Genomic DNA, 24,313 nt, shown 5'->3' on the forward strand with positions numbered 1-24,313 from the left:
GCTCCCCACCGTGAGACGCGCCGTACGCCGACCGACGCCCCACCCCTCGGGAGCGCGACCGCCGGCGATCCCGCGGTCGCTGGTCCCCAAGCACGTCGCGATCGTCATGGACGGCAACGGGCGCTGGGCCAAGGAGCGCGGACTGCCCCGCACGAAGGGCCACGAGCAGGGGGAGCACTCGCTGTTCGACGTCGTCGAGGGCGCCATCGAGATCGGCGTGAAGGCGATCTCGGCGTACGCGTTCTCGACGGAGAACTGGTCGCGGTCGCCGGACGAGGTGAAGTTCCTGATGGGCTTCAACCGCGACGTCATCCGGCGCCGCCGCGACGAGATGCACGAGCTCGGCGTCCGGGTGCGCTGGGCCGGGCGCGCGCCGCGGCTCTGGAAGTCGGTGATCGAGGAGCTCCGCATCGCCGAGGAGCTGACCCGGAAGAACGACGTGCTCACGCTGACGATGTGCGTCAACTACGGCGGGCGGGCGGAGCTCGCGGACACCGCCCGGAGCATCGCGCGCGAGGTCGCCGCCGGGCGGCTCGACCCCGAGAAGATCACCGAGAAGACCTTCGCCCGCCACCTCTACGTGCCCGAGGTCGCCGACGCGGACCTGGTCTGGCGGACGTCGGGGGAGCAGCGGCTGTCGAACTTCATGCTCTGGCAGGCGGCGTACTCCGAGCTCGTCTTCACCGACGTGCTCTGGCCCGACGTCGACCGCCGGAACCTCTGGGACGCGATCGACCTCTACGCGCGCCGCGACCGGCGGTACGGCGGCGCCGTACCGAACCCGGGATGAGCACCGCGGCGCGGTTCGCCCCGCGGTGGCGCCTGGGCACGTTCATCGAGCCCGCCACCTTCCAGATCGCGTTCACGTGCTTCTACGCCCTCGACGCGGCGCTCCGCTACCTGGCCGGGGTCCGCTTCGAGCTCGTCAGCGGTCCCGGCCTGGCCGCGGTCGCCGCCATCGTCCTGCTCATCGCGGCGCTCGCCCTGCCCTGGGAGCGGCTGGACCCGCGGGCCAGCCTGCTGCTGGCGGTCGCCGACTTCGCGATCATCGGCGTGACCCGGCTGAACCCGGAGGGCGGCAACGGCCTCCTGGTGATCTTCCCGGCCCTGTGGCTCGGCCGCACCTGGGGGCGGACCGGGGTGTGGACGACGGCGATCTCCACGGTGCTGCTGGTCACCGTCCCCGGGATCGTCCACGACGCGGGCGACGGGATCCTGATGGGCCGGGCGATCTTCTTCCCGATCGTCGCGACCGCCGCGGCGCTCGTCATCGCCGACGGCATGGAGCGGGTCCGGCTCGAGCGCGCCGAGGCGGAGCAGCAGCGCGACCGGCTGGCCGAGGCGCTGGACACGATCGACCACCAGCAGCGGGTCAGCCAGGCCATCTTCGACACGACCGACGTCGGCCTGATCCTGCTGGACCGCACCGGCGAGTACGCCGGGATGAACCGGAAGCACCAGGAGTTCCTCGAGCTGGCCTTCCCGGACGGCCACCGCGGCCGGGCCGGCCAGCTGGGCAACGTCTTCGCCGCCGACGGCAAGACGCCGCTCGAGATGGAGGACATGCCGAGCTACCTCGCCAGCCGGGGCCAGGAGTTCGACGACATCCGCATGTGGGTCGGCGACGACCCGGCCGAGCGGCGGGCCCTGTCGGTGTCCGCCCGGACCGTGCGCGCTGAGGACGGCTCGTTCGCCGGGGCCGCGCTCGCCTACACCGACGTCACCGACTTCATGCGCGCGCTGCGCGTGAAGGACGAGTTCGTGGCGCTGGTGTCCCACGAGCTGCGCACCCCGCTCACCTCGATCGTGGGCTACGTGCAGATCCTCGAGGAGGACCCGTCGCTGTCCCGGCGGGCGCTCGACCAGCTCCAGGTGGTGCACCGCAACGCCGACCGGTTGCGGCGGCTGATCGCCGACCTGCTCGACACCGCGCAGCGTGATGGCCGGCCGATGCCGATCAAGCGGACCGCCACCACCGACCTCGCCGCGATCGTCGCCGAGGCGGTCGAGGCAGCACGACCCGCGGCCGACCGGGCCGGCGTGAAGCTCACGCTGTCGGCCCCGGACCGGCTCCTGCTGGCCGCGGACCCGCAGCGGATCGCCCAGGTCGTCGACAACCTGGTCTCCAACGCCGTCAAGTACACCGAGGCGGGCGGCGTCGTCGAGGTCCGGCTGTCGATGGACGGCGAGCGCGTCGAGCTCGAGGTGGTCGACGACGGCATCGGCATCTCGGCCCAGGACCGGGAGCGGCTCTTCACCCCGTTCTTCCGGACCGCCGACGCCGCGAGCCGTGCCGTCGCGGGCGCCGGTCTCGGGCTCAGCATCACGAAGGCCATCGTGGAGAGCCACGGCGGCCGGATCGAGGTCGACAGCGAACCCGGCCGGGGGAGCGTCTTCCGGGTCCGCCTGCCGCTGGCCTGACGGCGTACGCCGTCCTCAGGCGCAGGCCGGGCAGGTGCCGAAGATCTCGAGCGTGTGGCTGACGTCGGCGTACCCGTGCTCCGCCGCGATGCTCCGGGTCCACCGCTCCACGGTCGGCCCCTCCACCTCGACGGTGGCCCCGCAGGAGCGGCAGACGAGATGGTGGTGGTGGCTCTCCGAGCAGCGCCGGTAGATCGCCTCGCCGTCCTCGGTGCGCAGCACGTCGACCTCGCCGGCCTCGGCCAGCCGCTGCAGGGTGCGGTAGACGGTCGCCAGGCCGACCTGCTCGCCGCGCTCGCCGAGCAGCTCGTGGATGTCCTGGGCCGAGCGGAAGTCGGCGAAGGAGGACATCGCGTCGACGACGGCCCGGCGCTGCCGGGTCGGTCGCATGCCGGGCTGGTCAGTGCTCGTCATAGTGCCTCCCGTGAGCGGCGTGCCGGTGGCCGTCGTGGACGTAGTCGACGTGGTCGCCGTGGGGCACCGCCATGTGGCCGCAGTCCTCGCCGTGCTCGTGCGGGTGCGGGTCGGTCTCCTGATGCGCGACGGCGGGTACGACGGGGAACGGCTGCCGCAGGCGCTGCCGACGGCGCACCCAGATGCCGGCCGGCCAGGCCAGGACGAAGCCCCCGAGCGCGAGCAGGACGATCGTCGGGCCGGAGGCCACGCGGGCGTCGTAGGAGAGGTACGCCGACAGCAGCAGTCCGCCCACGGAGGCGGCGGTGCCGAGCGCCATCGCCGCGCCGAGCGTCGTACGGAACGACCGGCTCAGCTGCTGCGACGTCGCGACGGGGACGACCATGAGCGCGGAGACCAGCAGCAGCCCGACGGTGCGCATCGCGACCGTCACGGTCACGGCCGCGAGCACCGCGATCAGCAGGTTGTACCCGCGGATGTTGAGGCCGGCGACGCGGGCGAACTCCTGGTCCTGGGCGACCGCGAACAGCTGCGGGGCGAGGCCAACGCAGATGAGCACGACCACTGCCGCGAGGATCATCGTGACGACCACGTCGGAGTCCGAGATCGTGGTGATGGAGCCGAACAGGAACTGGTTGAGCCGCGAGCCGGTCTCGTTCGCGAGCCCGGTGATCAGCACACCGCCGGCGAGACCGCCGTAGAACAGCAGGGCGAGCGCGACGTCGCCGTTCGCGTGGCCGCGCTCGCGGATGACCTCGATCGCGATGGCCCCGGCGATCGCGACGATCACTGCGGTCCAGGTGGGGGAGGCGCCCGTGAAGAGCCCGATCGCCACGCCGGTGACCGCGACGTGGCCGATGCCGTCACCCATGAGCGCCATCCGGCGCTGGACGAGGTACGTCCCGATCGCCGGTGCGGCCAGGCCGGTGAACACCGCGGCCAGCAGGGCGCGCTGCATGAACTCCATCGAGAGGAGGTCGAGGTACGCGCTGAGGCTCATCGCTCACCGTCCAGCAGGGAGGAGACGTGCGGCGCGTGGTCGTGGTGCGCCGGCTCGCGGTGGTGATGGTGGTGGTGCCCGTCGAGATGGGCGGTCGCCACCTGGTCGCTGGCGAGCGGCGGACCGTCGTACGCGATCCGGCCGTCGCGCATCACCACCGCGCGGTCGATGAGCGGCGCCATCGGGCCGAGCTCGTGGGCGACCAGCACGATCGTGGCGCCGCGCTCCGACATGGTGCGCAGGGTGTCCGCGAGCACCTGCTGGTTCGGCAGGTCCACGCCGGCGGTCGGCTCGTCGAGGAAGAACAGCTCCGGCTCGCCTGCGAGCGCGCGGGCGATGAGCACCCGCTGCTGCTGGCCGCCGGACAGCGAGGAGACGCTCTCCTTGGCGCGGTGCCCGAGCCCGACCACGTCGAGGGCGTCGGCGATCGCGGCGCGGTCGGCGCGGCCGAGTGGCCGCAGCAGCTTGCGCCTGGTCAGCCGGCCGGACGCAACGACCTCCCACACCGAGGCGGGTACGCCGGACGCCGCGCTGCCGCGCTGCGGCACGAACCCGACCCGCTCCCAGTCGTGGAACGACCCGAAGGGCGTGCCGAACAGGCTGAGCGAGCCGGTCGTCAGCGGCCAGAGGCCGGTCAGCGCGCGGACCAACGTCGACTTGCCGGAGCCGTTGGCGCCCATGAGCGCCACGAACTCACCGGACCGCACGGTCAGGTCGATGTGCCGCAGGATCGGGCGGCCGGCGATCGCGACGGCGCCGTTCTCCAGCTCGACGACCGTGTCAGTGGGGGAGGTGGTCAACAGCCGTTCGCCTCCTCGAGCGCCGCCAGGTTCTGCTCCATCAGGGAAAGGTAGTCCTCGTCGGCCGTCTCGTCGGTGAGGCCCTCGATCGGGTCCAGGACGCCGACCTTCGCCCCGGTGTCGTTGGCGAGCTGCTCGGCGATGTCCGGGCTGACCAGCGACTCGTAGAAGACCGTCGTGACGCCCTCGTCCGCGATGACCTCCTGGAGGTGCGCGAGGTCCGCCGGTGTGGGCTCGGCGTCGGGGGAGAGGCCGGCGATCGGCTCGAACTCCAGGCCGTAGCGGCCGAGGTAGCCGAACGCGTCGTGCGCCACCACGACCGTGTGCCGCTCGCAGTCGGCCAGGCCGTCGGCGTACGCCGCGTCGAGCGCCTCGAGGTCGCCGCGCAGGTCGGCCGCGTTGTCGCGGAACTCGTCGGCGTGGTCGGGGTCGATGTCGGCGAGCTGCTCGGCCATCGCGTCGCCGAGGTCGGCCATCAGCAGCGGGTCCTGCCAGAAGTGCGGGTCGGTGTCCCCGTGGTCGTGCTCCTCCTCGCCCTCCTCCTCGTGCGCGTGGTCGTGGTCGGCCTCCCCGGCGGGGCGCAGCTCCACGGCCTCCGACACGTCGAGCGCTGCGCCCTCGGCGACCGTCTCGACGGCCTCGTCGACCGACGGCTGGAACCCGTCCAGGTAGACGACCAGGTCGGCCTGCGCGACCTGGGCGGTCTCCTTCACGGTGAGCTCGAGGTCGTGCGGCTCGCCGCCCGGGGCGGTGAGGTTCGCGACGGTCGCGCGGTCGCCGGCGACCCGCTCGGCGACGTACTGGAGGGGGTAGAACGCCGCCGCGACCTCGACCCCGTCGGCGGAGGAGCCGGAGTCGTCCTGGAACGCTGCGCACCCGCTGACGACCGGGAGCAGGAGCGCGGCACCGACGGCCGCGACGGCGAAACTCTTCATGAGAACCATTCTCAGGTCAGTTGAGAACGGTTGTCAACTGACGGCGCCGCTACGATCGGGGCGTGCTGGTGGTGAACAGGTTCCGCGTGCCGGCGGATGCGGCGGACGGGTTCCGGGTCGACCTCGAGACCGCGCGCGAGGCGCTGGCCGCGTGTGCGGGGTACGCCGGGGGCGAGATCGGCCGCAACGTCGACGATCCCGAGCTGTGGGTGCTCAGCACCCGCTGGGAGAACGTCGGGAGCTACCGGCGGGCGCTCTCGTCGTACGACGTGAAGCTGCGCGCGGTCGCGGTCCTGTCGCGGGCGATCGAGGAGCCGTCGGCGTACGAGCGGGTCGAGCCGGGAGGCGCCCTCAATATCGCGTCGCACCGGTCGTTAGGCTGACGTCTTCAGACCAGACCGGCAGCCAGCCGGCCGACCAGCAGGAGCTCCATCGTGGCCAAGCCGCCGCCGTCCACCGTCGACCACGTCGTCTCCCTCGCCAAGCGCCGGGGCTTCGTCTACCCGTGCGGCGAGATCTACGGCGGCACCAGGTCGGCCTGGGACTACGGTCCGCTCGGCGTGGAGCTCAAGGAGAACATCAAACGCCAGTGGTGGAAGTCCATGGTCACCATGCGCGACGACATGGTCGGCCTCGACTCCAGCATCATCCTGCCCCGCCAGGTGTGGGAGGCCAGCGGCCACGTCGACACCTTCACCGACCCGCTGACCGAGTGCCAGTCCTGCCACAAGCGGTTCCGCGCCGACCACCTCCAGGAGGAGGTCGCGGAGAAGAAGGGGATCGACGACCCCGACGACGTCGACTTCGCGACCGTTGCGTGCCCCAACTGCGGGACCCGCGGCGCCTGGACCGAGCCGCGCCAGTTCTCCGGCCTGCTGAAGACCTACCTCGGCGTCATCGAGAACGAGGAGGGCCTGCACTACCTCCGCCCCGAGACCGCCCAGGGCATCTTCATCAACTTCCAGAACGTCGTGACCTCGAGCCGGCAGAAGCCGCCGTTCGGCATCGCCCAGATCGGCAAGAGCTTCCGCAACGAGATCACGCCCGGCAACTTCATCTTCCGCACCCGCGAGTTCGAGCAGATGGAGATGGAGTTCTTCGTCAAGCCGGGCGAGGACGAGGAGTGGCACCAGTACTGGATCGACGAGCGCACCAGGTGGTACGTCGACCTGGGCATCGACCCCGACAACCTGCGTCACTACGAGCACGCGCAGGAGAAGCTCAGCCACTACTCGAAGCGGACCGTCGACATCGAGTACCGCTTCCGGTTCGCCGGCTCGGAGTGGGGTGAGCTCGAGGGCATCGCCAACCGCACCGACTTCGACCTCTCGACCCACGCGAAGCACTCGGGCCAGGACCTGAGCTACTTCGACCAGGCCAACAACGAGCGCTACACGCCGTACGTCATCGAGCCGGCCGCCGGCCTCTCGCGCAGCCTGATGACCTTCCTCGTCGACGCGTGGACCGAGGACGAGGCGCCCAACACCAAGGGCGGCGTCGACAAGCGCACCGTGCTGCGGCTCGACCCGCGCCTGGCGCCGGTCAAGGTCGCGGTGCTGCCGCTGTCGCGCAACGCCGACCTGTCGCCCAAGGCGAAGGACCTCGCGATGCGGCTGCGCACCGCCGGCTGGAACGTCGACTTCGACGACTCCGGCGCGATCGGCCGTCGCTACCGTCGCCAGGACGAGATCGGTACGCCGTACTGCGTGACGGTCGACTTCGACACCCTCGACGACCACGCCGTGACCGTCCGCGAGCGCGACACCATGCAGCAGGAGCGGATCGGTCTCGACGGGGTCGTGTCGTACTTCGCTGAGCGTTTCGTCGGTTGCTGACGCCCCGGCGAATGCACAATGACGGCATGATCCTGCGTCGGCTCGGATCCCTGGCGCTGAGCGCCGCGCTCGTCGCGGCGCTCGCCGCCTGCTCGGGCGACGACGACCCGGCGGCCTCGGGGGAGACCGACGCTCCGGCGGGGACGGAGAGCGCCTCGCCGTACCTCCCCGTGCCCGACGGCGTCGCGCTGACCCCGCAGGGCACCCACCTCGAGGTCGGCGACCAGGGCGTGGTGGCGTGGGAGCCGCGTCAGGACGAGGTCGGCGTGCTCGACCTGACCGTGACGAAGCTGGAGCGCACCACGACCGCAAAGGCGCTCTCGGCCTGGCAGCTCACCAAGGAGCAGGAGCGCTCCACGCCGTACTTCGTGCACGTCACGGTCGAGAACGTCGGCGAGACCGACCTCGGCGGCCGCCGGGTGCCGCTGTACGTCGTCAACGAGGACGACCTGCTCCTCGAGTCGACGCCGTTCGCGAGCTCGTTCACGCCGTGCCCGAGCACGCCGCTGCCGGAGAAGTTCCGCCCCGGCGCTCGCAAGGACGTCTGCCTCGTCTACCTCGCCCCCGACCGCGGCTCCCTCGAGGCCGTCAGCTTCCGTCCCGACGAGACCTTCGACCCGATCATCTGGACCGGCGAGGTCGAGCGGTACGTGCCGACGAAGCCGGAGAAGAAGCCGAAGGGCAAGAACGACGGCAAGGGCCCCAACGACTGATTCAGTGGTCACCACTGGGATAGTCCGTCACGGAATGGCCGCCCGAACGGCCGGGACGGCGGCCAGAACGTGACGGACTATCATCCCCGGGTCACCAGAGGACGGAATTTGGGCCGCCCGGCACCGCTCACGGACAATGACGGCATGACCACGCTGCCGACCTCGCTGACCCTCGGGTCGCTGACGGTCGACGTCCCGGTGGTGCTGGCGCCGATGGCGGGCATCACCAACGCGGCGTACCGCCGCCTGTGCGCCGAGCAGGGCGCCGGCCTCTACGTGTGCGAGATGATCACGAGCCGCGGCCTGGTCGAGGGCGACCAGCACACCCGCGACATGCTCGTCTTCGACGAGCTCGAGACCACGCGCTCGGTGCAGCTCTACGGCACCGACCCCGTCTACGTCGGCAAGGCCGCCGGGATCCTCTGCGCGGAGTACGGCGTCGCGCACATCGACCTGAACTTCGGCTGCCCGGTCCCGAAGGTCACCCGCAAGGGCGGCGGCGGGGCGCTGCCGTGGAAGCGTGGGCTGCTCGCCGAGATCCTCGAGCACGCCGTCGCCGCGGCCACGCCGTACGACGTGCCGGTGACGATGAAGACGCGCAAGGGCATCGACGACGACCACCTGACCTACCTCGACGCCGGCCGGATCGCTCAGGAGGCCGGCTGCGCGGCGATCGCGCTGCACGGCCGCACCGTGTCGCAGGCCTACTCCGGCCGCGCCGACTGGGACGCGATCGGCGAGCTGGCGGCGAGCGTCGACATACCGGTGCTCGGCAACGGCGACATCTGGGAGGCGGCCGACGCGCTCCGGATGGTCGAGCAGACCGGCGCCGCGGGCGTCGTCGTGGGCCGCGGCTGCCTGGGCCGCCCCTGGCTGTTCCGCGACCTGGCCGCCGCGTTCCGCGGCGAGGAGGTCGCCACGCTGCCGACGCTCGGCGAGGTGACCGCGATGATGCGCCGGCACGCCGAGCTGCTCTGCCAGCACATGGGGGAGGAGCGGGGCTGCAAGGAGTTCCGCAAGCACGTCACCTGGTACCTCAAGGGCTTCGCCGCCGGTGGTGAGATGCGCCGCTCGCTGGGGCTCGTGCACACGCTCGCCGACCTCGACCGGCTGCTCGCCGAGCTCGACCCGGACGAGCCGTTCCCGGTCAGCGAGCTGGGCGCCCCGCGGGGGCGCCAGGGCTCGCCCCGCGACCGGGTCGTGCTGCCCGAGGGCTGGCTCGACGACGCCGACGGCGCCGGCTGCCACCTCCAGGAGGACGCCGACGAGACCACCGGCGGGTGACCGGAAATACTTCCCGCAGACCGTTTGAAGATTGCACCACCGCGGGAAGCGTGTGGTTGACTCGACCGTCGTTGCCGATCCGTGACCTACCCCGAGCGGTCCGGCGACAACCGACCTGACAGCAACCGCAAAGGATCAGCGCTGTGGCAGAACACCGCCACAAGCGGGAGACCAGCGCCCGCCGCCCACCCAGGGCCGCCTTCGTGGCGGCCCCCATCGCCCTCCTGGCGACCGGCTCCGCGGTGACCCTCGGTGTCGTGTCCAGCGACCCCGTGCGGGACCTCCCGGTCGCCCAGGACGCCTCCAGCATCTCCGGCGTGACGCGCGGCGCGACCACCTCGCGCAGTGAGTCCCGGCTCGACCGCAAGGAGAGCAAGAAGGACCGCCGCAAGGACGACCGCAAGGAGAAGGCGCTCCAGAAGGCCGTCGAGCGCAGTGCCCGGCTCGTCGCGACCCGCGCCGCGGTCCGCGCCGCCGACACGCGCCTGTGGACGACCGAGGTCCTCAACCTCTGGTCCGGCTCCGGCGAGGACGCCGAGAACACCGGCGAGATCGACGCCGGCAAGCGCGTGCTCGTCACCGGTCGCGATGCCTCCGGCCGCGTCGAGATCGTCGTCGACGGCGAGTCCCGGTGGGTCACCGAGGGCTACCTGAGCGAGGAGAAGCCGGTCGCCGCCGCCGCCGGGCTCTCGATGGCGCCCTGCCCCGACCCGGGCGTCGAGAGCGGCCTGACAGACGACGCGGTGTACGTCTACCGCTCCGTGTGCAACGCGTTCCCGCAGATCACGTCGTACGGCGGCTGGGACGGCCACGGCGAGCACGCCTCCGGCCGCGCGCTGGACATCATGACCAGCGACGTCGAGCTCGGCGACGCGATCGCGGCGTTCCTCCAGGCGAACGCCGCCGAGCTCAACCTCTACGACATCCTCTGGCGGCAGCGGATCTGGACCCAGGAGCGGTCCGGCGAGGGCTGGCGCTTCATGCCCTCGCGTGGCTCGGCCACCGCCAACCACTACGACCACGTGCACGTCGCGACCAACGGCTGATCCTCCCGCGGTCAGGCGACCGGTGTGAACTGGCGCGCCACCACCCACCAGCCGTCGGCTTCGCGGAGCAGCGTCCAGGTGACGACCGTCGGCGGGCGCTCGAGGTCGACGGCGACGCCGGGCGCAGCCCGGTAGGCGCCCGTGGTGGCGATGGCGAGGCCCGGCCGCGGGAGCGCAAGGTCGAGCAGCTCGAACCGGGCGGTCGGCGGCGGGCCGCCGGCGGCGAACGCCCGCACGTGCGCCTCCCGGATCGCTGCGCGGCCGTGGGCTCGCGACCCGTTGGCCACCACGAAGACGGCGTCCGGAGCGACCCGGGCGACGCAGCGGTCGGGGTCGCGGGTGGTCACCCCTGCCGCGACGTCCTCGATGACGGCGCGGATCTCGTCGCGGACCTCGATGTCGATGTGGTCGGTGGTCATGGGACTCGTCTGTGTCATGGGAGAAGCAGACGACTTCAAGCACGCTCGAGGTCAAGCGCCCGGCTGGCCGTGTCGCGACGACCCGGGGTGGCACCACCTAGGCTCGCCCTGCGATGGAGATCCAGGACCTGTACGACGACCTCGCCCGCGAGCGGATCGTCGAGGAGCCGCCCAAGCGGGTGGACGCGCCGATCCGCACGCCGTTCGAGCGCGACCGGGCCCGGCTGGTGCACGCGGCGTCGTCGCGGCGGCTGGCGGCGAAGACGCAGGTGGTCGGCCCGCAGAGCGACGACTTCGTGCGCAACCGGCTCACCCACAGCCTCGAGGTCGCCCAGGTCGCCCGCGACCTGTCCCGGGCGCTGGGCAGCCAGCCCGACATCGCCGAGACGGCGGCGCTGGCCCACGACCTCGGCCACCCGCCGTTCGGCCACAACGGCGAGCGCGCGCTCGCCGAGCTGGGGGAGTCCTGCGGGGGCTTCGAGGGCAACGCGCAGACCCTCCGGCTGCTCACGCGCCTCGAGGCCAAGACGGTCGACGCCACCGGGGCCTCGGTCGGCCTCAACCTGACCCGCGCCACGCTCGACGCCTGCACCAAGTACCCCTGGCCGCGCACCGCCGCCGGCGAGCCGCGCGGCGTGCACGCGGACGGGTCACCCCGCACGGTGCTCAAGTTCGGCGTGTACGACGACGACCGGCCGGTCTTCGACTGGATGCGGCGCGGCGCCGACGGCACCCGGCAGTGCCTCGAGGCGCAGGTGATGGACCTCGCCGACGACGTGGCCTACTCCGTCCACGACGTCGAGGACGGCATCGTCGCGGGCCGGATCGACCTGACGGGTCTCGACGGCGCGGCGGTGTGGGAGACCGTCCGCGACTGGTACCTCCCCGACGCGACCGACGACGCCCTCGACGCCACGCTCGCCGATCTCCGGCGCGTCGGCAGCTGGCCGGCCACGCCGTACGACGGCAGCCGGCGCTCGCTCGCGGCCCTGAAGAACCTCACCAGCGACCTGATCGGGCGCTTCTGCGGCACCGTGCAGCACGCGACGTTCGCCGCGGGCGACGGGCCGTTCGTGCGCTACCGCGCCGACCTGGTCGTGCCCGAGGCGACCCGCCTCGAGATCGCCGTGCTCAAGGGCATCGCGGCCCACTACGTGATGCGGACCGACGACCGGGTCGCGCTCATGGAGCGCCAGCGACAGCTGCTCGGCGAGCTGGCTACGGTCCTGGCCGATCGCGGGCCGGACGCCCTCGACCGGCCCTTCGCCGACGACTGGCACGCCGCGGCCGACGACGCGGGCCGAATGCGGGTCGTCATCGACCAGGTCGCGTCGCTCACCGACGCGAGCGCGGTCGCCTGGCACTCCCGGCTCTGCGGCTGAACCCGAGGGTCAGCGCTGCAGGGCGACCTCGAGGGCCTGGTCGGCCGGGCACGGGAGGTCCGGGACCACGCCCGTGCCCTCCCAGTTGGTGCCGGTCACCGCGTTGACCGACCGGGCAGTCGGGATGTGCAGCTGGAGGTGGGGCGTCAGGTCGAAGGCCTTCCGCGGGTGCGCCCCGCCGCCGGTCGTCTCGCCGACCACGCGGGCCCGGCGGAGGGACTGCAGGTCGTAGGTCAGCTCCTCGCCGCCGCTGAACGTCCGGGGGCTGGTGAGCACATCCACGGGCACGTCGGCCGGGACCTTGGGCGAGACGTCGGGGGTCGTCCACGACGGAGTGACGGTGCCGTCGCGTTCGACGAGGTCCTGCAGATGGACCGGTTCCTCGCCGGTGAAGTGGCTGACGAGCAGCGCGACCGACTCCGGGACGCCGCCGACGCAGCCCCGCAGGTCGAGCACCATGCGCCGTATGCCCGAGAGGAGCGTGAACGCCGCCGCGGCGGCCGGGGTGAGGTGGTCCGGCGTCAGGATGATCGGGCCGAGGACGATCAGGCCGGTGTTGTCCTCGAGGCGTCGCACCTCGGCGATCCCGGCGCCGTGCCGGCGCGCCTGGTCGGCGAACCACGCCTGGACCGACACCTCGTCGTCCTCCGGCGGAACGCCGTCCGGGTAGTGCCGCACCCGCAGGTGCAGGTCGCGGTTGACCGACTGCAGCATCTTCGTCAGCTGGGCGGCGGCCGTGGCCGGGTCCTCGTCGAGATGGAGGTCGTCGAGCGCGTCGGCGATCTGGTCGGCGACGTCGGCGAACACGTAGTGGGTGCGGACGTGGTCCTGGACGCGGGTGATCATGCGAGGAGTGAATCCGGGGGCTTGACCAAGCGTCTACTTCTCTTGACGCTTGATTCATGGATCCGGACCAGAGCGCCACCGACGCCCAGCTGCGCGCCTTCGCCCACCCGATGCGGCAGCGGATCTGGCGTGAGGTCGGGCGGGACGGCGCCACCGTCAGCCAGCTCACGCACCGGCTCGCCACCAACAAGGGCAACGTGGCGCACCACGTGAAGGTGCTGGTCGCCGCGGGCCTCCTCGCGCCGGGACGCACCCGCACGGTCCGCGGCGGCACGGAGCAGTACTACGTCACCACCGCGCGGCGCATCCGCCTCGGCACTGGTGCCGGCGCGGCCAGACGGGCGATGTTCGCCGTGGTCGCCGACGAGGTCGAGGCTGCACGCGACCCGCTCCTCAACCACCGCACGATCCGCCTCACGCGGGCGCAGGCGGAGGCGCTGGCCCGCCACCTCGACCGCGTCGTCACCGAGCTCGAGCCGGCGAGCGACCGCGAGACGTCGTACGGCGTGCTGGTCAGCGTCTACCCGCGCTGAGCCGCCACTACGGTGGGGACCGTGAGCGACCGACTCGTCTGGCTGCCCTTCGACCCGTCCGAGATGGGGGATCCGCCCGACGGCCTGCGCTACGAGGTGGTCGACCCCACCGAGCACGTGCCGGACGGCGTCGGCGAGGTCCGGTTCTACGTTCCGCCCTACCAGGTCGGCCCGCGGGTCGCCGAGGTGCTGCCCCGGATGACCGGCCTCGAGGTGATCCAGACGCTGACCGCCGGCGTGGAGAACATCCGGCCGCACGTCCCCGACGGCGTCCTGCTCTGCAACGGCCGCGGCATCCACGACACCTCGACCGCCGAGCTCGCGCTCACCCTGATCCTCAGCAGCCTGCGCGGCGTGCCCCGCTTCGTGCGCGACCAGGACTCACACCGCTGGCGCCCGGGCTGGCGCCCGGCGCTCGCCGACAAGCGGGTGCTGATCGTCGGGTACGGCGCGGTCGGGGAGGCGATCGAGCGGCGGCTGATGCCGTTCGAGACCGCGGTCGTGCGGGTCGCCCGCAGCGCCCGTGACGGCGTGCACGCGATCGACGAGCTGCCCGGGCTGCTGCCGGAGGCGGACGTCGTGGTGCTCGTCGTACCCCTCACCGACGAGACCCGCGGCCTGGTCGACGCCGGGTTCCTGGCCGCGATGAAGGACGGCGCGCTGCTGGTCAACGTCGCCCGCGGCGCCGTCGTCGACACCCCCGCACTGATCGAGGCCCTCGACAGCGGGCGCATCCACGCGGCGATCGACGTCGCCGACCCCGAGCCGCTCCCCGAGGACCACGCGCTGTGGGACGCACCGCACCTGCTGGTCACCCCGCACGTCGGCGGCGCGAGCAGCGCGATGTGGCCGCGCGCCCACCGGCTGGTGCGCGACCAGCTGCACCGCTACGCCGCCGGCGAGGAACTTGTGAACGTCATGTCCGGCGACTACTGACCGGACCGTAGGATCGCCGCGTGGCAGGACGGATCCGCGAGGAGGACATCGCCGAGGTGCGCGACAAGGCGCGCATCGACGACGTGGTCTCGCAGTACGTCACGCTCCGCAACGCCGGCGGCGGCTCCCAGAAGGGCCTCTGCCCGTTCCACGACGAGAAGTCGCCGTCGTTCAACGTCAATCCGGGCCGGGGATTCTTCCACTGTTTCGGCTGCGGAGAAGGCGGCGACGTCATCACGTTCCTGATGAAGATCGACGGCCTCAGCTTCGGCGAGGCGGTCGAGCGGCTGGCCGACAAGGTCGGCGTCGTCCTGCGCCGCGAGGACGACGACGGTCGGGAGGAGCGCCCCCAGGGGCCGCAGCGCGGCCGGCTGATCGAGGCGCACAAGGTCGCGCAGCTGTACTACGCCGAGCAGCTCGGCACCCCGGACGCGCTGGTCGCCAGGCAGTTCCTGGCCGAGCGGGGCTTCGACCAGGCCTCGGCCGAGCGCTTCGGCATCGGCTTTTCCCCCCGCGAGGGCGAGGCTCTCTTCCGCCACCTGCGCGGTCGCGGGTTCAGCCAGGAGGAGACGGTCGAGGCGGGGCTCGTGGCGGTCGGCCGCTCGGCGTACGACCGCTTCCGCGGACGCCTCCTGTGGCCGATCCGCGACGCGAGCGGCGACACCATCGGCTTCGGCGCGCGCCGGATCTTCGACGACGACCGCATCGAGGCTAAGTACCTCAACACCCCCGAGACCAAGATCTACAAGAAGTCCCAGGTGCTCTACGGCCTCGACCTGGCACGCCGCGAGATCGGTCGGTCCTCGCAGGCGGTGATCGTCGAGGGCTACACCGACGTGATGGCCTGCCACCTCGCCGGGGTCGGTACGGCGGTCGCGACCTGCGGCACGGCCTTCGGCGACGACCACGCCCGGGTGCTGCGGCGGTTCCTCAACGACCACGAGGAGTTCCGCGGCGAGGTGATCTTCACCTTCGACGGCGACGCCGCCGGGCAGAAGGCCGCGCTGCGCGCCTTCGGTGGCGACCAGAACTTCGTCTCCCAGACCTACGTCGCGGTCGAGCCCGACGGCCTCGACCCGTGCGACCTGCGCATCAAGCACGGTGACGCCGCGGTGCGCGAGCTGGTCGCCCGGCGGGTGCCGCTCTACCGCTTCGTGCTCTCCAACGTCGTGAGCAAGTACGACCTCGATCGTGCCGACGGTCGCGTCGACGCGCTCCGCGAGGGGGCGCGCCTGGTGTCGAGCATCCGCGACCGCTCGAAGGTCGACGCGTTCGCCCGCGAGCTCGCCGGCATGGTCGGCGCCGATCCCGACGAGGCCCGCGCGGAGGTCCGTCGCGCCGCCAACCGCCGACCGGGCCAGGAGACGGTCGCGACGTCGGCCACCCCGCCGCCCCGCTCGAACGTCCCGGACCTGCGCGACCCGCGCTTCGCCATCGAGCGCGAGACGCTCAAGCTCGTCGTGCAGCACCCGATGACCATCGGTCGCCTCACCTCCGACGTCGGGCCGGACGACTTCACCCACCCGACGTTCCGCGCCGTCTGGGAGATCGTGGCCGCCGCAGGAGGCCCCGGCGCGGGCGCCGGCGACCCCGGCTGGGCGACCCGGCTGCGTGACGCCGCGACCGACCCGGCCGTCTCGTCGGCGATCAGCGCGCTCGGCGTCGAGCCGCTGATGAAGGCGCCCGACGCGGCGTACGTCACGCAGCACCTGCTCCGCCTCCAGGAGCTCACCGTCGCCCGGCGGATCGCCGCCATCAAGTCCAGGCTCCAGCGCACCAACCCGGTCGAGAACCCCGACGCGTTCAACCGGATGTTCGGCGAGCTCGCCGCCCTGGAGGCGCACCGCCGCGCGCTGCGCGACCGCATGGTCGGCGCCGAGTGAACACCCCACGAGATCGCGGGCTTCCCCCGCTGCGCTCCTCCAGCCCACGATTCCGCGGGGACCCCGAGTGAGCCCGCTCTTCCGTCGGGAGCGTCCGCCGGTCCGGGTCGAGCGCGGCGAGAAGCTGCTCGCCGACGCGTCGGCCGACGAGGCCCACCTCGGCGGCACCCGGGACGCGCTGTACGTCGTTCGCCGGCTCGGCCACGACCGGGTCGGCCTCGAGGAGACCGTCCGGATCCCCTGGGAGGAGATCCAGGCCGCGGACTGGGACAAGGACTCCGCCGTCCTGCGCGTCAGCGAGGTCGGGGCCTGGGGTGAGCAGCGCCCCGAGCACATCTTCACCGTCGCCGAGCCCGGGCGCCTGCTGGAGCTGGTGCGCGAGCGGGTGACCGCGAGCGTCGTGCTCCAGCGGCACGTGCCGGTCGACGGCCGGCGCGGCGTCCGGGTCATCGCCCGTCGCGCGCCCGCGGGCGACCGGCCGATCGCGTGGTTCTACGAGTACGACGAGGGCGTCGACCCCGACGACCCGTTCGTCCGGCAGGCCGCCCAGGAGGCGCTGGCCGAAGCCCGCACCGAGGTCGGCGCAGACTGATCGGCGTGGCGGATCGGCTCAATTTTTGTTGGCGGCGGCCGATTGCTAACCTGTGCGGGCTGCACCCGATCCCCTGTAGCTCAACTGGCAGAGCATTCGGCTGTTAACCGGAGGGTTGTTGGTTCGAGTCCAACCGGGGGAGCAGAGAAGAGGGCCTGACCTGCGGAGACGCGGTCAGGCCCTCGTCGCATGTCACGAGTCCCGGGTCTCGGGCGTGAACCGCTCGAGGGCGACGCCGTGCCGCAGGCCGCGGTCGCTGGTCGTCATCGCGTCCTGGCCCGTGACGGTCAGGATCGTGCGCACGATGCAGGCGCCGGCGAGGATCACCTCGGCGCGGGCCGGCTGCAGCCCGGGGATCTCGCGCCGTTCCACGGTCGACCGGAGCCGGTACGTCTCGATCTGGCGGTCCACCTCGGCCAGGTCGACGACCGTGCCGTGGACCACGTCGGGGTCGTACGCCGGGAGTGCCCGGCTGACTGCCGCGAGGTTCGTGGCGGTGCCGCCGATCCCGATCACGAGATCGGGGCGCGGGTGCCCCGCCAGCCCGGCCAGCTCCATCTCGATCGCGGCCAGGGCCTCGCGGATCGTGTCGAGCGGGACGGCGCGGCCGAGCGCGAACCGCTCCGTGATGCGCACCGCGCCGACGTCGACGCTGAACTGTTCCTCGATCGCGTCCGGGTTGCCGAAGGTGAACTGGCTGCTCCCGCCGCCGGAGTCGAAGACGAGCAGGCGCCCGCTGGTGCCGGGCAGGGTGGAGACGGCCGCGCGGTAGGCAAGCCGGGCCTCCTCGGGTCCCGTGATCACCTCGACCAGCAGGCCGCAGCGGGCCAGCACCAGGTCGAGGAAGACGTCGCGGTTCGACGCCTGGCGCAGGCCGGCCGTGCCGACCGCGACGATCTCGGCCGGTCCCTGCCGGCGGACGTTCTCGACCAGGCGCGCGATCGCGTCGACGGTCCGTCGCATCGGCTCCGGTTGGAGCACGCCGTCCTCGCCCATGCCCTCGCCGAGCCGGGTGACCACGGCAGCGTCGTGCTCGGTGCGCGGCACACCACCGCCACGGTCTCCGACGGTGAGCTTGACGGAGTTCGTGCCGACGTCGACGACCGCGAACCTGGCCGGCTCCCACCCGAGCAGCGACCTGAGCCCTGCGGGGACGCAGGTGTTGCGCCGGCCCTCCAGGCCGAGCCGGCGGATCGTCGCCGTCACCAGCTCCCGATCCGGGGACTCCACTGCGACGGTGCGAACGCTGGTCCCGTCGACGGTCAGGTCGGTGTACTCCACCATGCACCCGTCGAGCACGGCGCGCCGCCGGGCCTTGTGCACGTCGACGACGCGGACGTCCTCGCTTCGCGCGTGGACCTCCTGCACGAGCTCGTCGTAGCTGTACCGCGGGCGTCGGGGAGCGGGCAGGCCGAGTGCCTCGAAGGTCATCGCGAGAGTGCTCTCCGCGACCGGGAAGGCGGCCTTCGACTTCGGCACCCACAGCTGCAGCCCGGCTCCGTCCACGTGCTGCAGGAGCTTGACGTCCAGCAGTCCGCCGCGGACCTTGACAGAGGCGTCCCGGGTCCGCGACAGCAGGTAGACCTCGTCGCTCCTGGTTGCGGCGATGGCCCGCAACGACGCGAGAGTCGCGTTGGCGTCCGCGAAGTCGCCGAAGGTGCGCCATTCCCACCGGGGGACGATGGCGGCCGGTGCTGGGGGAGAGGTGGGTTCGGTCATCTCGTGTCGTCCTCGGGTGGTCGGTGCGGCGGCGTGACTGCGGTCAGCGCAGCCACGGCTCGGTGGACGTTTCCGTGGAGGCGATCGGCACCCAGGCGCTCGACGACACCGTCGCGCTCGAGCATGCGGCGTACGCCGGGCCGGACGGCCGCGAGCCGCAGGTCGACCTCGGACTCCTCGGCCAGCCCGACGATCTCGGCGATGGTCGCCGTGCCCTGGGAGTCGATGAAGTTGACGCCCGCGAAGTGGAGCACGACGCCGTGCACGTCGGCGTCGGCCATCAGGGCGCGCACCCGGTCCTGGAGCGTGTCGGCCGTGGCGAAGAAGAGGCCGCCGTCCATGCGCAGCACCACGACTCCCGGGATCGTCTCGTCGTCGGGATGCTCGTCGAGGCCTCGGAACACCTGCGTCCCGGCCTCCCTGCCGAGCACCGACAGCCGCGGATGGGTGGCGGCGTGCACCAGCCAGAGCAGGGACAGCGCGATCCCGATGGCCACGCCCGCGAGGATGCCGAAGACGAGGGTCGCGAGGATCGCTGCTGCCGCGACCCAGAAGTCGACCCGGGACACCCGTCGCATGCGACGCATCTCCGCGAGGTCCATCATCCCCATGACCACCGCCTCGATGATGAGCGCGGCGAGGACCGGCTCGGGCAGCGAGGAGAAGAGCGGCGCCAGGATGAGGAGGGCCAGCACGACGGTGACACCCGAGCTGAGGCAGGCGAGGTTGCTGCGGGCACCGGTGCGGTCGTTCAGCGAGCTGGCGGACAGGCTCGTCGACACCGGCATGCCGTTCAGCACGCCGGCTCCGATGTTCGCCGCCGCCTGGGCGACGGACTCCTGGTCGATGTCGACCTGGTAGCGGTGCTTGCTGGCGAAGGCCCTGGCGTCACCGGCGGTCTGGGAGAACCCGATCATCACCAGGGCGAAGGACGCGAGCAACACGGTGCCGGCATGGTCCGCCAGCAGGCCGACGTCCGGTACGTCGAAGGACGGCAGCCCCCGAGGGATGTCGCCGACGAGGGCGACACCGCGGTCCTGGAGGTCGAGCAGGGCGGCCGCGAGCAGGCCGCCCACCAGGAGCACGAGCGACCCCGGCACCCGCGGCGCGACCCAGCGCAGCCCGAAGACGACCGCGAGCGCGGCCGCGCCGACCACCGCCGTCGCCGCATGCGTCCCGTCCAGGGACGACAGCCATGACCGGAGCTCCTCGAACGAGGTGCTGCCGTCGGCATCGGTCCCGGTGAGCTTGGGCAGCTCCCCGATCACGACGTCGATCGCCGCGCCGAAGAGGAACCCGGTCACCACGGCACGCGAGAGGAACTGCGAGAGCCAGCCCATCCGGAACACCGCGAGCACGAGGAACAGCAGGCCGCTGACGAGCGTGATCCCCGCGACCAGGGTGATGACGTCGGCGGAGTCGGTCAGGCCCGCGGCGAGCACCGCGCCGCCGGCAACGGCCGCGAGCCCCGAGCTCGGCCCCATCGAGATCTGGCGGCAGGTCCCGAACACCGCGTACAGCACGGCGCCCGCCGCCGCGGCGTACAGGCCGTGCTCGAGCGGGATCCCGGCGATGCCGGCGTACCCCAGGTTCTTGGGGATGATCAGCGCCGCCACGACGACTCCGGCGAGGAGGTCTCGCCGCAGCCACGTGCGTTGGTAGGTCCGCAGCTGACCGACGATCGGCACGAGCCCGTGGCGAGGCGCCAGCCGCCGCGAGCCGGCGTCGGCCTCGTCCACGGGCCACCACTCCCTCCCCTGACATCCGCCCCGCGTGGTCCGAGGGTCGGGCCCGAGCAGGTGGCCCCGCACCACCCCTGCGCGGGTGGCATCGCCGGCGTCAGCCGTGGGGCAGCCGGACCGCCACCGTGGTGCCGCCCCTGGCGCTGTCGAGCCGGACCGTCCCGCCGTGCGCGGTCACGATCGCCTGCACGAGGGCGAGCCCGAGGCCCGCGCCACCGTTGCGGTGCCGCGCGGCGTCACCCCGGGTGAACCGCTCGAACGCCCGGTCGAGCAGCTCGGGCGGGAAGCCGGGGCCGTCATCGTGGACGTCGAAGCCGTCCGGGTGGGCGGTGACGGTCACCGTCGTCCCCTCGGGGGTGTACTTGCGGGCGTTGGTGAGCAGGTTGGTGACGACCTGGTGCAGCCGGTGGGCGTCCCCGGTGACCTCGACCGGCTCGCCGTCCGCCGGGAGCACCACCTGCCAGCGGTGACCCGGGTCGACGACGCGGGCGTCGTCGACGGCCTCGACGAGCAGCCGGGTGATGTCGACCGGCTCGCGGACCAGCGGCCGACCGGCGTCGAGTCGCGCGAGCAGCAGCAGGTCCTCGACCAGGGCGGTCATCCGCCGGGACTCGTCCTCGATCTTCGCGAGCGCGGTCTCGGTCGTGTCGGTGTCACCGCGGCGCCGGGCCAGCTCGGTGTAGCCGGCGATGGTCGCGAGCGGGGTCCGGAGCTCGTGGGAGGCGTCCGCGACGAACTGCCGCACCTGCTGCTCGCTGCGGTGCCGCGCGGAGAGCGATGACTCGACGTGGGCGAGCAGGGTGTTGAGGGCGGTGCCGACCTGGCCGACCTCGGTGCGCTCGTCGGTGAGGTAGTCGGGCACCCGCTCGGTCAGGTCGACCTCGCCGGAGTCGAGCGGACGCTCGGCCACCGCGTTGGCGGTCGCCGACACCTCGCGCAGTGGCCGGAGCTGACGGCGTACGACGACCAGCGCGGTGGCCGCCGCGACCACGACCGCGAGCAGGGCGAGCAGGACCTCCCACCAGATCAACGCCGACAGGGCGGCGTCCACGTCGTCCATGGGGAGCCCGACCGCGCCCGTGCCGTTCGCTCCCTCGACGCCGATCACGCGGTAGTTGCCCAGCCCGGCGATGTCGACCGTGCGCGGCTCGTCGTCAGCAGGCACGGAGGCGAGGTCGTCGAGCGCCGCGTCGGAGAGGTCGACGCTGGCGAAGCGCCGGTCCTCGTCGGCCTCGATCACCCAGCCCGTCGGGTCGCTGCCATCGATGAACTGGCCCACGACCGTCCCGGGTCCCGTACCCGGACCGGGGCCGCGGACGAGCTGCGGGATCGCCGCCCGGACGTCCTCGTCGACCTGGTCGGTGAGATAGCTGCGCATCGCCAGCGACGTCGCGGCGCCGATCATCACCGACACCAGGAGCACGATCGCGACCGTCGTCAGGACCAGCCGTGAGGTGAGCGAGGCGAGGTGTCGCCTCACGTCGGCTGCTTCAGGACGTAGCCGGCGCCGCGGACCGTGTGGATCATCGGCTGACGGCCGGCGTCGACCTTCTTGCGGAGGTAGGAGATGTAGAGCTCGACGACGTTCGCCTGGCCCCCGAAGTCGTAGTTCCAGACGCGGTCCAGGATCTGCGCCTTGCTCAGCACGCGGCGCGGGTTGCGCATCAGGTAGCGCAGGAGCTCGAACTCGGTCGCGGTGAGCTGCACCTCCGCGCCGGCCCGGGAGACCTCGCGGCTGTCCTCGTCCAGCTCGAGGTCGCCGACCACGAGCACGGAGCTGCTCTCGGCCGCCATCGCGACTCCGGCCCGGCGGACCAGCGCGCGGGCGCGGGCGACGAGCTCCTCCAGGGAGAAGGGCTTGGTGACGTAGTCGTCGCCACCGGCGGTGAGCCCGGCGACCCGGTCCTCGACCGCGTCGCGTGCCGTCAGGAACAGCACCGGCACGGTCGGGTGCAGGGCGCGGACCCGCCGCATCACCTCGGGGCCGTCGAAGTCGGGGAGCATCCAGTCGAGCACGACGACGTCGGGTCGCTCGGCCCGGGCGGCGTTGACCGCCTGGATGCCGGTGTGTGCGGTGTCGACCGTCCACCCCTCGTAGCGCAGGGCCATCGCGACCAGCTCGGCGATGTTGACCTCGTCGTCGACGACGAGGGCGCGCAGCGGCGTTCCGTCGGCGCGGGTGAGGGGCGTGTTCGGGACGTTCGTCGGCACGGCCCGAGTCTGCCCGCTGTTGCTGTGAACAGGCTGTGACCCGCCTGTGCGGTCAGCCGGTCAGCCGGCGGTCCCGGGAGCGACGAGCCCGGACTGGTAGGCGAAGACCACGAGCTGCGCGCGGTCGCGGGCGCCGAGCTTGGTCATCGCCCGGCTGACGTGGGTCTTGGCGGTCATCGGGCTGAGCACCATCCGCTCGGCGATCTCGTCGTTGCTGAGGCCGTGCGCGACGAGGGCGACGACCTCCCGCTCCCGGTTGGTGAGTACGCCGGGGTCGGCGGAGTCCAGCGCCGTCGCGGGGCGGGTGGCGAACTCGCTGATCAGCCGCCGGGTGACGCCCGGCGACAGCAGCGCCTCACCGCGGACGGTGACCCGCAGCGCCTGCAGCAGGTCGGCGGGCTCGGTGTCCTTGACGACGAAGCCGGAGGCGCCGGCGCGCAGCGCGTTGAAGACGTACTCGTCCAGCCCGTAGTTGGTCAGCATCACGACCTGCACGTCGCCGAGGTCCTCCTCGGCCACGATCCGACGGGTCGCCTCGATGCCGTCCATCGTCGGCATCTGCACGTCCATCAGCACGATGTCCGGCCGATGCTCGGCCGCGAGCTCGACGGCGGCCTCGCCGTCGCCGCCCTCGGCGACCACGGCGATGTCGTCCTCGGCGTCGAGCAACGCCCGGATCCCGCTGCGGATCAGCGGCTGGTCGTCGACCAGCACGACGCGGATCATCCGGCGGCGCCGTTCGCCGGCAGCTCGACCAGCACCGCGAACCCTCGGGTCGCGAGCGGAGCCGCGCTGAGCGTCCCGCCGAGCGCCGTCACCCGTTCGCGCATCCCGATCAGGCCGTAGCCCGGCACCGGCGGCGTCCTCGATCCCGAGCCGTCGTCCTCGACGCGCACGGTGAGGCTGTCCGGGCCGTAGGTGATCTGCACCGACGCGGTCGCGGCCCCGGCGTGCCGGCTGACGTTGGTCAGGGCCTCCTGCACGACGCGGTACGCCGCCTGGTCGACGTCCGCCGGGAGCGTCCGCGTCCTGCCTCGGACCGTGAGGGTGGCGGGCAGGCCCGACGACCGGGCGCGCTCCACGAGCGCCGGGAGCCGCTCCAGCCCGTTGCCGTGGTTGTCGTCCTCGCGTCGCAGCACCTCGAGCGTCGACCGCAGCTCGCGCGCGGCGTCGGTGCTGGCCTCCTCGATCGCCAGCAGGGCCGCCGACGGCTCCTGGCCGTTCTTCCGGGCCAGGTGTGCCGCGACCCCCGCCTGCACCTTGATGACCGAGATGCTGTGGGTGAGCGTGTCGTGCAGCTCCCGGGCGATCCGGAGCCGCTCCTCGACCGCGTGCCGGCGGGCGACCTCGTCGCGGGTCCGCTCGGCCTCCTCGAGGCGGCGCTCGACCTCGCGCACATAGATGTGCCACTGCACGAACGAGACGACGCCGACCGCGCCCGACACCAGCCAGCCGATCCCGTAGAACCGCCGCCATCCACGATCGGTACGCATGCCCCGAGCCTAGGGCGACACCCGGCGCCGGGCATCCGGCTTTGGGAGTACCTCGCGCCTACTCCGCCCGAGGTAGCGGCGGGGCCGGGCTTGTCACGTTTGCCCTCGC

General features: G+C 72.5%; 24 protein-coding genes and 1 tRNA gene. 13 read left to right on the forward strand and 12 right to left on the reverse strand.

Annotated elements, in window-relative coordinates; translation table 11 throughout:
* The first annotated feature begins 10 nt into the window (after positions 1–10).
* Positions 11–790 carry an isoprenyl transferase gene (locus tag ACFQQI_RS00065; protein WP_378556040.1) on the forward strand — a complete coding sequence of 260 codons (780 nt, stop codon included), beginning with the start codon at positions 11–13 and terminating at the stop codon, positions 788–790.
* Positions 787–2,421: a sensor histidine kinase gene (locus tag ACFQQI_RS00070; protein ID WP_378556042.1), complete on the forward strand. Its 1,635-nt coding sequence runs from the start codon at positions 787–789 to the stop codon at positions 2,419–2,421. Before ACFQQI_RS00065 ends, ACFQQI_RS00070 begins: the two co-directional genes overlap by 4 nt.
* Before the next feature lie 15 nt (positions 2,422–2,436).
* Here ACFQQI_RS00070 and ACFQQI_RS00075 read toward each other — a convergent pair whose 3' ends face one another.
* From ACFQQI_RS00075 to ACFQQI_RS00090, 4 genes are read right to left on the reverse strand one after another with little or no spacing between them, the layout of a single operon-like run.
* On the reverse strand, positions 2,437–2,835 hold the full coding sequence (locus ACFQQI_RS00075; RefSeq protein ID WP_378556044.1) for a Fur family transcriptional regulator: 399 nt from the start codon (positions 2,833–2,835) through the stop codon (positions 2,437–2,439).
* Positions 2,822–3,835 carry a metal ABC transporter permease gene (locus ACFQQI_RS00080; RefSeq protein WP_378556047.1) on the reverse strand — a complete coding sequence of 338 codons (1,014 nt, stop codon included), beginning with the start codon at positions 3,833–3,835 and terminating at the stop codon, positions 2,822–2,824. The genes ACFQQI_RS00075 and ACFQQI_RS00080 overlap by 14 nt, the downstream gene beginning before the upstream one ends.
* Positions 3,832–4,635, reverse strand: a complete 804-nt coding sequence (locus ACFQQI_RS00085; protein WP_378556050.1) for a metal ABC transporter ATP-binding protein — start codon at positions 4,633–4,635, stop codon at positions 3,832–3,834. Before ACFQQI_RS00085 ends, ACFQQI_RS00080 begins: the two co-directional genes overlap by 4 nt.
* Positions 4,632–5,570: a metal ABC transporter substrate-binding protein gene (locus ACFQQI_RS00090; RefSeq protein WP_378556053.1), complete on the reverse strand. Its 939-nt coding sequence runs from the start codon at positions 5,568–5,570 to the stop codon at positions 4,632–4,634. Before ACFQQI_RS00090 ends, ACFQQI_RS00085 begins: the two co-directional genes overlap by 4 nt.
* Before the next feature lie 62 nt (positions 5,571–5,632).
* Here ACFQQI_RS00090 and ACFQQI_RS00095 point away from each other — a divergent pair, with 62 nt between their 5' ends.
* The 5 genes from ACFQQI_RS00095 (at position 5,633) to ACFQQI_RS00115 (ending at position 10,448) form a co-directional block, all read left to right on the forward strand.
* On the forward strand, positions 5,633–5,953 hold the full coding sequence (locus ACFQQI_RS00095) for an antibiotic biosynthesis monooxygenase family protein (protein ID WP_378556057.1): 321 nt from the start codon (positions 5,633–5,635) through the stop codon (positions 5,951–5,953).
* Between the two features lie 51 nt (positions 5,954–6,004).
* Positions 6,005–7,405, forward strand: a complete 1,401-nt coding sequence (locus ACFQQI_RS00100) for a glycine--tRNA ligase (RefSeq protein ID WP_378556060.1) — start codon at positions 6,005–6,007, stop codon at positions 7,403–7,405.
* Positions 7,406–7,431: 26 nt separating this feature from the next.
* Complete coding sequence (locus ACFQQI_RS00105) at positions 7,432–8,118, forward strand: hypothetical protein (RefSeq protein ID WP_378556063.1); 687 nt, start codon at positions 7,432–7,434, stop codon at positions 8,116–8,118.
* Between the two features lie 144 nt (positions 8,119–8,262).
* Positions 8,263–9,402 (forward strand): tRNA dihydrouridine synthase DusB, encoded by a 1,140-nt coding sequence (gene dusB, locus ACFQQI_RS00110; RefSeq protein ID WP_378556066.1) that lies wholly within the window; start codon positions 8,263–8,265, stop codon positions 9,400–9,402.
* Positions 9,403–9,545: 143 nt separating this feature from the next.
* A complete protein-coding gene (locus ACFQQI_RS00115; RefSeq protein WP_378556069.1) occupies positions 9,546–10,448 on the forward strand; it encodes a mucin-2 protein in 903 nt (300 codons plus the stop codon).
* 11 nt (positions 10,449–10,459) lie between these two features.
* Here ACFQQI_RS00115 and ACFQQI_RS00120 read toward each other — a convergent pair whose 3' ends face one another.
* Entirely contained in the window at positions 10,460–10,867 is a 408-nt protein-coding gene (locus tag ACFQQI_RS00120; protein ID WP_378556072.1) for a YybH family protein, read from the reverse strand.
* Between the two features lie 113 nt (positions 10,868–10,980).
* Between ACFQQI_RS00120 and ACFQQI_RS00125 the strand changes: the two genes are divergently transcribed.
* The gene (locus tag ACFQQI_RS00125; protein ID WP_378556075.1) at positions 10,981–12,249 is read left to right on the forward strand and encodes a deoxyguanosinetriphosphate triphosphohydrolase; all 1,269 of its coding nucleotides are present in this window, start codon (positions 10,981–10,983) and stop codon (positions 12,247–12,249) included.
* 9 nt (positions 12,250–12,258) lie between these two features.
* Here ACFQQI_RS00125 and ACFQQI_RS00130 read toward each other — a convergent pair whose 3' ends face one another.
* Positions 12,259–13,095 (reverse strand): S41 family peptidase, encoded by an 837-nt coding sequence (locus tag ACFQQI_RS00130; RefSeq protein ID WP_378556078.1) that lies wholly within the window; start codon positions 13,093–13,095, stop codon positions 12,259–12,261.
* Between the two features lie 56 nt (positions 13,096–13,151).
* Here ACFQQI_RS00130 and ACFQQI_RS00135 point away from each other — a divergent pair, with 56 nt between their 5' ends.
* From ACFQQI_RS00135 to ACFQQI_RS00155, 5 genes are all read left to right on the forward strand, one after another.
* Complete coding sequence (locus ACFQQI_RS00135; protein ID WP_378556081.1) at positions 13,152–13,628, forward strand: helix-turn-helix domain-containing protein; 477 nt, start codon at positions 13,152–13,154, stop codon at positions 13,626–13,628.
* A gap of 21 nt (positions 13,629–13,649) precedes the next feature.
* Positions 13,650–14,564: a 2-hydroxyacid dehydrogenase gene (locus tag ACFQQI_RS00140; protein ID WP_378556084.1), complete on the forward strand. Its 915-nt coding sequence runs from the start codon at positions 13,650–13,652 to the stop codon at positions 14,562–14,564.
* A 20-nt stretch (positions 14,565–14,584) separates the two neighbouring features.
* Complete coding sequence (dnaG, locus tag ACFQQI_RS00145) at positions 14,585–16,447, forward strand: DNA primase (RefSeq protein WP_378556087.1); 1,863 nt, start codon at positions 14,585–14,587, stop codon at positions 16,445–16,447.
* Between the two features lie 67 nt (positions 16,448–16,514).
* Positions 16,515–17,039 (forward strand): hypothetical protein, encoded by a 525-nt coding sequence (locus ACFQQI_RS00150; protein ID WP_378556090.1) that lies wholly within the window; start codon positions 16,515–16,517, stop codon positions 17,037–17,039.
* A gap of 69 nt (positions 17,040–17,108) precedes the next feature.
* Positions 17,109–17,181: transfer RNA gene (locus ACFQQI_RS00155), tRNA-Asn, on the forward strand.
* Positions 17,182–17,231: 50 nt separating this feature from the next.
* Here ACFQQI_RS00155 and ACFQQI_RS00160 read toward each other — a convergent pair.
* The 6 genes from ACFQQI_RS00160 to ACFQQI_RS00185 all read right to left on the reverse strand — a co-directional run bounded on the left by ACFQQI_RS00160 (position 17,232) and on the right by ACFQQI_RS00185 (position 24,204).
* Complete coding sequence (locus ACFQQI_RS00160) at positions 17,232–18,758, reverse strand: Ppx/GppA family phosphatase (protein ID WP_378556094.1); 1,527 nt, start codon at positions 18,756–18,758, stop codon at positions 17,232–17,234.
* Entirely contained in the window at positions 18,755–20,497 is a 1,743-nt protein-coding gene (locus tag ACFQQI_RS00165) for a SulP family inorganic anion transporter (protein ID WP_378556097.1), read from the reverse strand. The genes ACFQQI_RS00160 and ACFQQI_RS00165 overlap by 4 nt, the downstream gene beginning before the upstream one ends.
* 100 nt (positions 20,498–20,597) lie before the next feature.
* Complete coding sequence (locus tag ACFQQI_RS00170) at positions 20,598–21,980, reverse strand: sensor histidine kinase (RefSeq protein WP_378556100.1); 1,383 nt, start codon at positions 21,978–21,980, stop codon at positions 20,598–20,600.
* Entirely contained in the window at positions 21,977–22,711 is a 735-nt protein-coding gene (locus ACFQQI_RS00175) for a response regulator transcription factor (RefSeq protein ID WP_378556103.1), read from the reverse strand. Before ACFQQI_RS00175 ends, ACFQQI_RS00170 begins: the two co-directional genes overlap by 4 nt.
* 60 nt (positions 22,712–22,771) lie before the next feature.
* On the reverse strand, positions 22,772–23,437 hold the full coding sequence (locus ACFQQI_RS00180) for a response regulator (protein WP_378556106.1): 666 nt from the start codon (positions 23,435–23,437) through the stop codon (positions 22,772–22,774).
* Entirely contained in the window at positions 23,434–24,204 is a 771-nt protein-coding gene (locus tag ACFQQI_RS00185) for a sensor histidine kinase (protein ID WP_378556109.1), read from the reverse strand. Before ACFQQI_RS00185 ends, ACFQQI_RS00180 begins: the two co-directional genes overlap by 4 nt.
* Positions 24,205–24,313 lie beyond the last annotated feature (109 nt).

The sequence above is a fragment of the Nocardioides sp. GCM10030259 genome, assembly GCF_042666375.1.
Taxonomy (GTDB): Bacteria; Actinomycetota; Actinomycetes; order Propionibacteriales; family Nocardioidaceae; genus Nocardioides.

Bases quoted from the DNA above. Each gene is read 5' to 3' on its own strand.
- ACFQQI_RS00135 (WP_378556081.1), top strand. From the start codon at position 13,152: ATGGATCCGGACCAGAGCGCCACCGACGCCCAGCTGCGCGCCTTCGCC.
- ACFQQI_RS00080 (WP_378556047.1), bottom strand. From the start codon at position 3,835: ATGAGCCTCAGCGCGTACCTCGACCTCCTCTCGATGGAGTTCATGCAG.
- dusB (WP_378556066.1), top strand. From the start codon at position 8,263: ATGACCACGCTGCCGACCTCGCTGACCCTCGGGTCGCTGACGGTCGAC.
- ACFQQI_RS00180 (WP_378556106.1), bottom strand. From the start codon at position 23,437: ATGATCCGCGTCGTGCTGGTCGACGACCAGCCGCTGATCCGCAGCGGG.
- ACFQQI_RS00075 (WP_378556044.1), bottom strand. From the start codon at position 2,835: ATGACGAGCACTGACCAGCCCGGCATGCGACCGACCCGGCAGCGCCGG.
- ACFQQI_RS00185 (WP_378556109.1), bottom strand. From the start codon at position 24,204: ATGCGTACCGATCGTGGATGGCGGCGGTTCTACGGGATCGGCTGGCTG.
- ACFQQI_RS00160 (WP_378556094.1), bottom strand. From the start codon at position 18,758: ATGACCGAACCCACCTCTCCCCCAGCACCGGCCGCCATCGTCCCCCGG.
- ACFQQI_RS00070 (WP_378556042.1), top strand. From the start codon at position 787: ATGAGCACCGCGGCGCGGTTCGCCCCGCGGTGGCGCCTGGGCACGTTC.
- ACFQQI_RS00130 (WP_378556078.1), bottom strand. From the start codon at position 13,095: ATGATCACCCGCGTCCAGGACCACGTCCGCACCCACTACGTGTTCGCC.
- ACFQQI_RS00125 (WP_378556075.1), top strand. From the start codon at position 10,981: ATGGAGATCCAGGACCTGTACGACGACCTCGCCCGCGAGCGGATCGTC.
- ACFQQI_RS00090 (WP_378556053.1), bottom strand. From the start codon at position 5,570: ATGAAGAGTTTCGCCGTCGCGGCCGTCGGTGCCGCGCTCCTGCTCCCG.
- ACFQQI_RS00105 (WP_378556063.1), top strand. From the start codon at position 7,432: ATGATCCTGCGTCGGCTCGGATCCCTGGCGCTGAGCGCCGCGCTCGTC.
- ACFQQI_RS00120 (WP_378556072.1), bottom strand. From the start codon at position 10,867: ATGACCACCGACCACATCGACATCGAGGTCCGCGACGAGATCCGCGCC.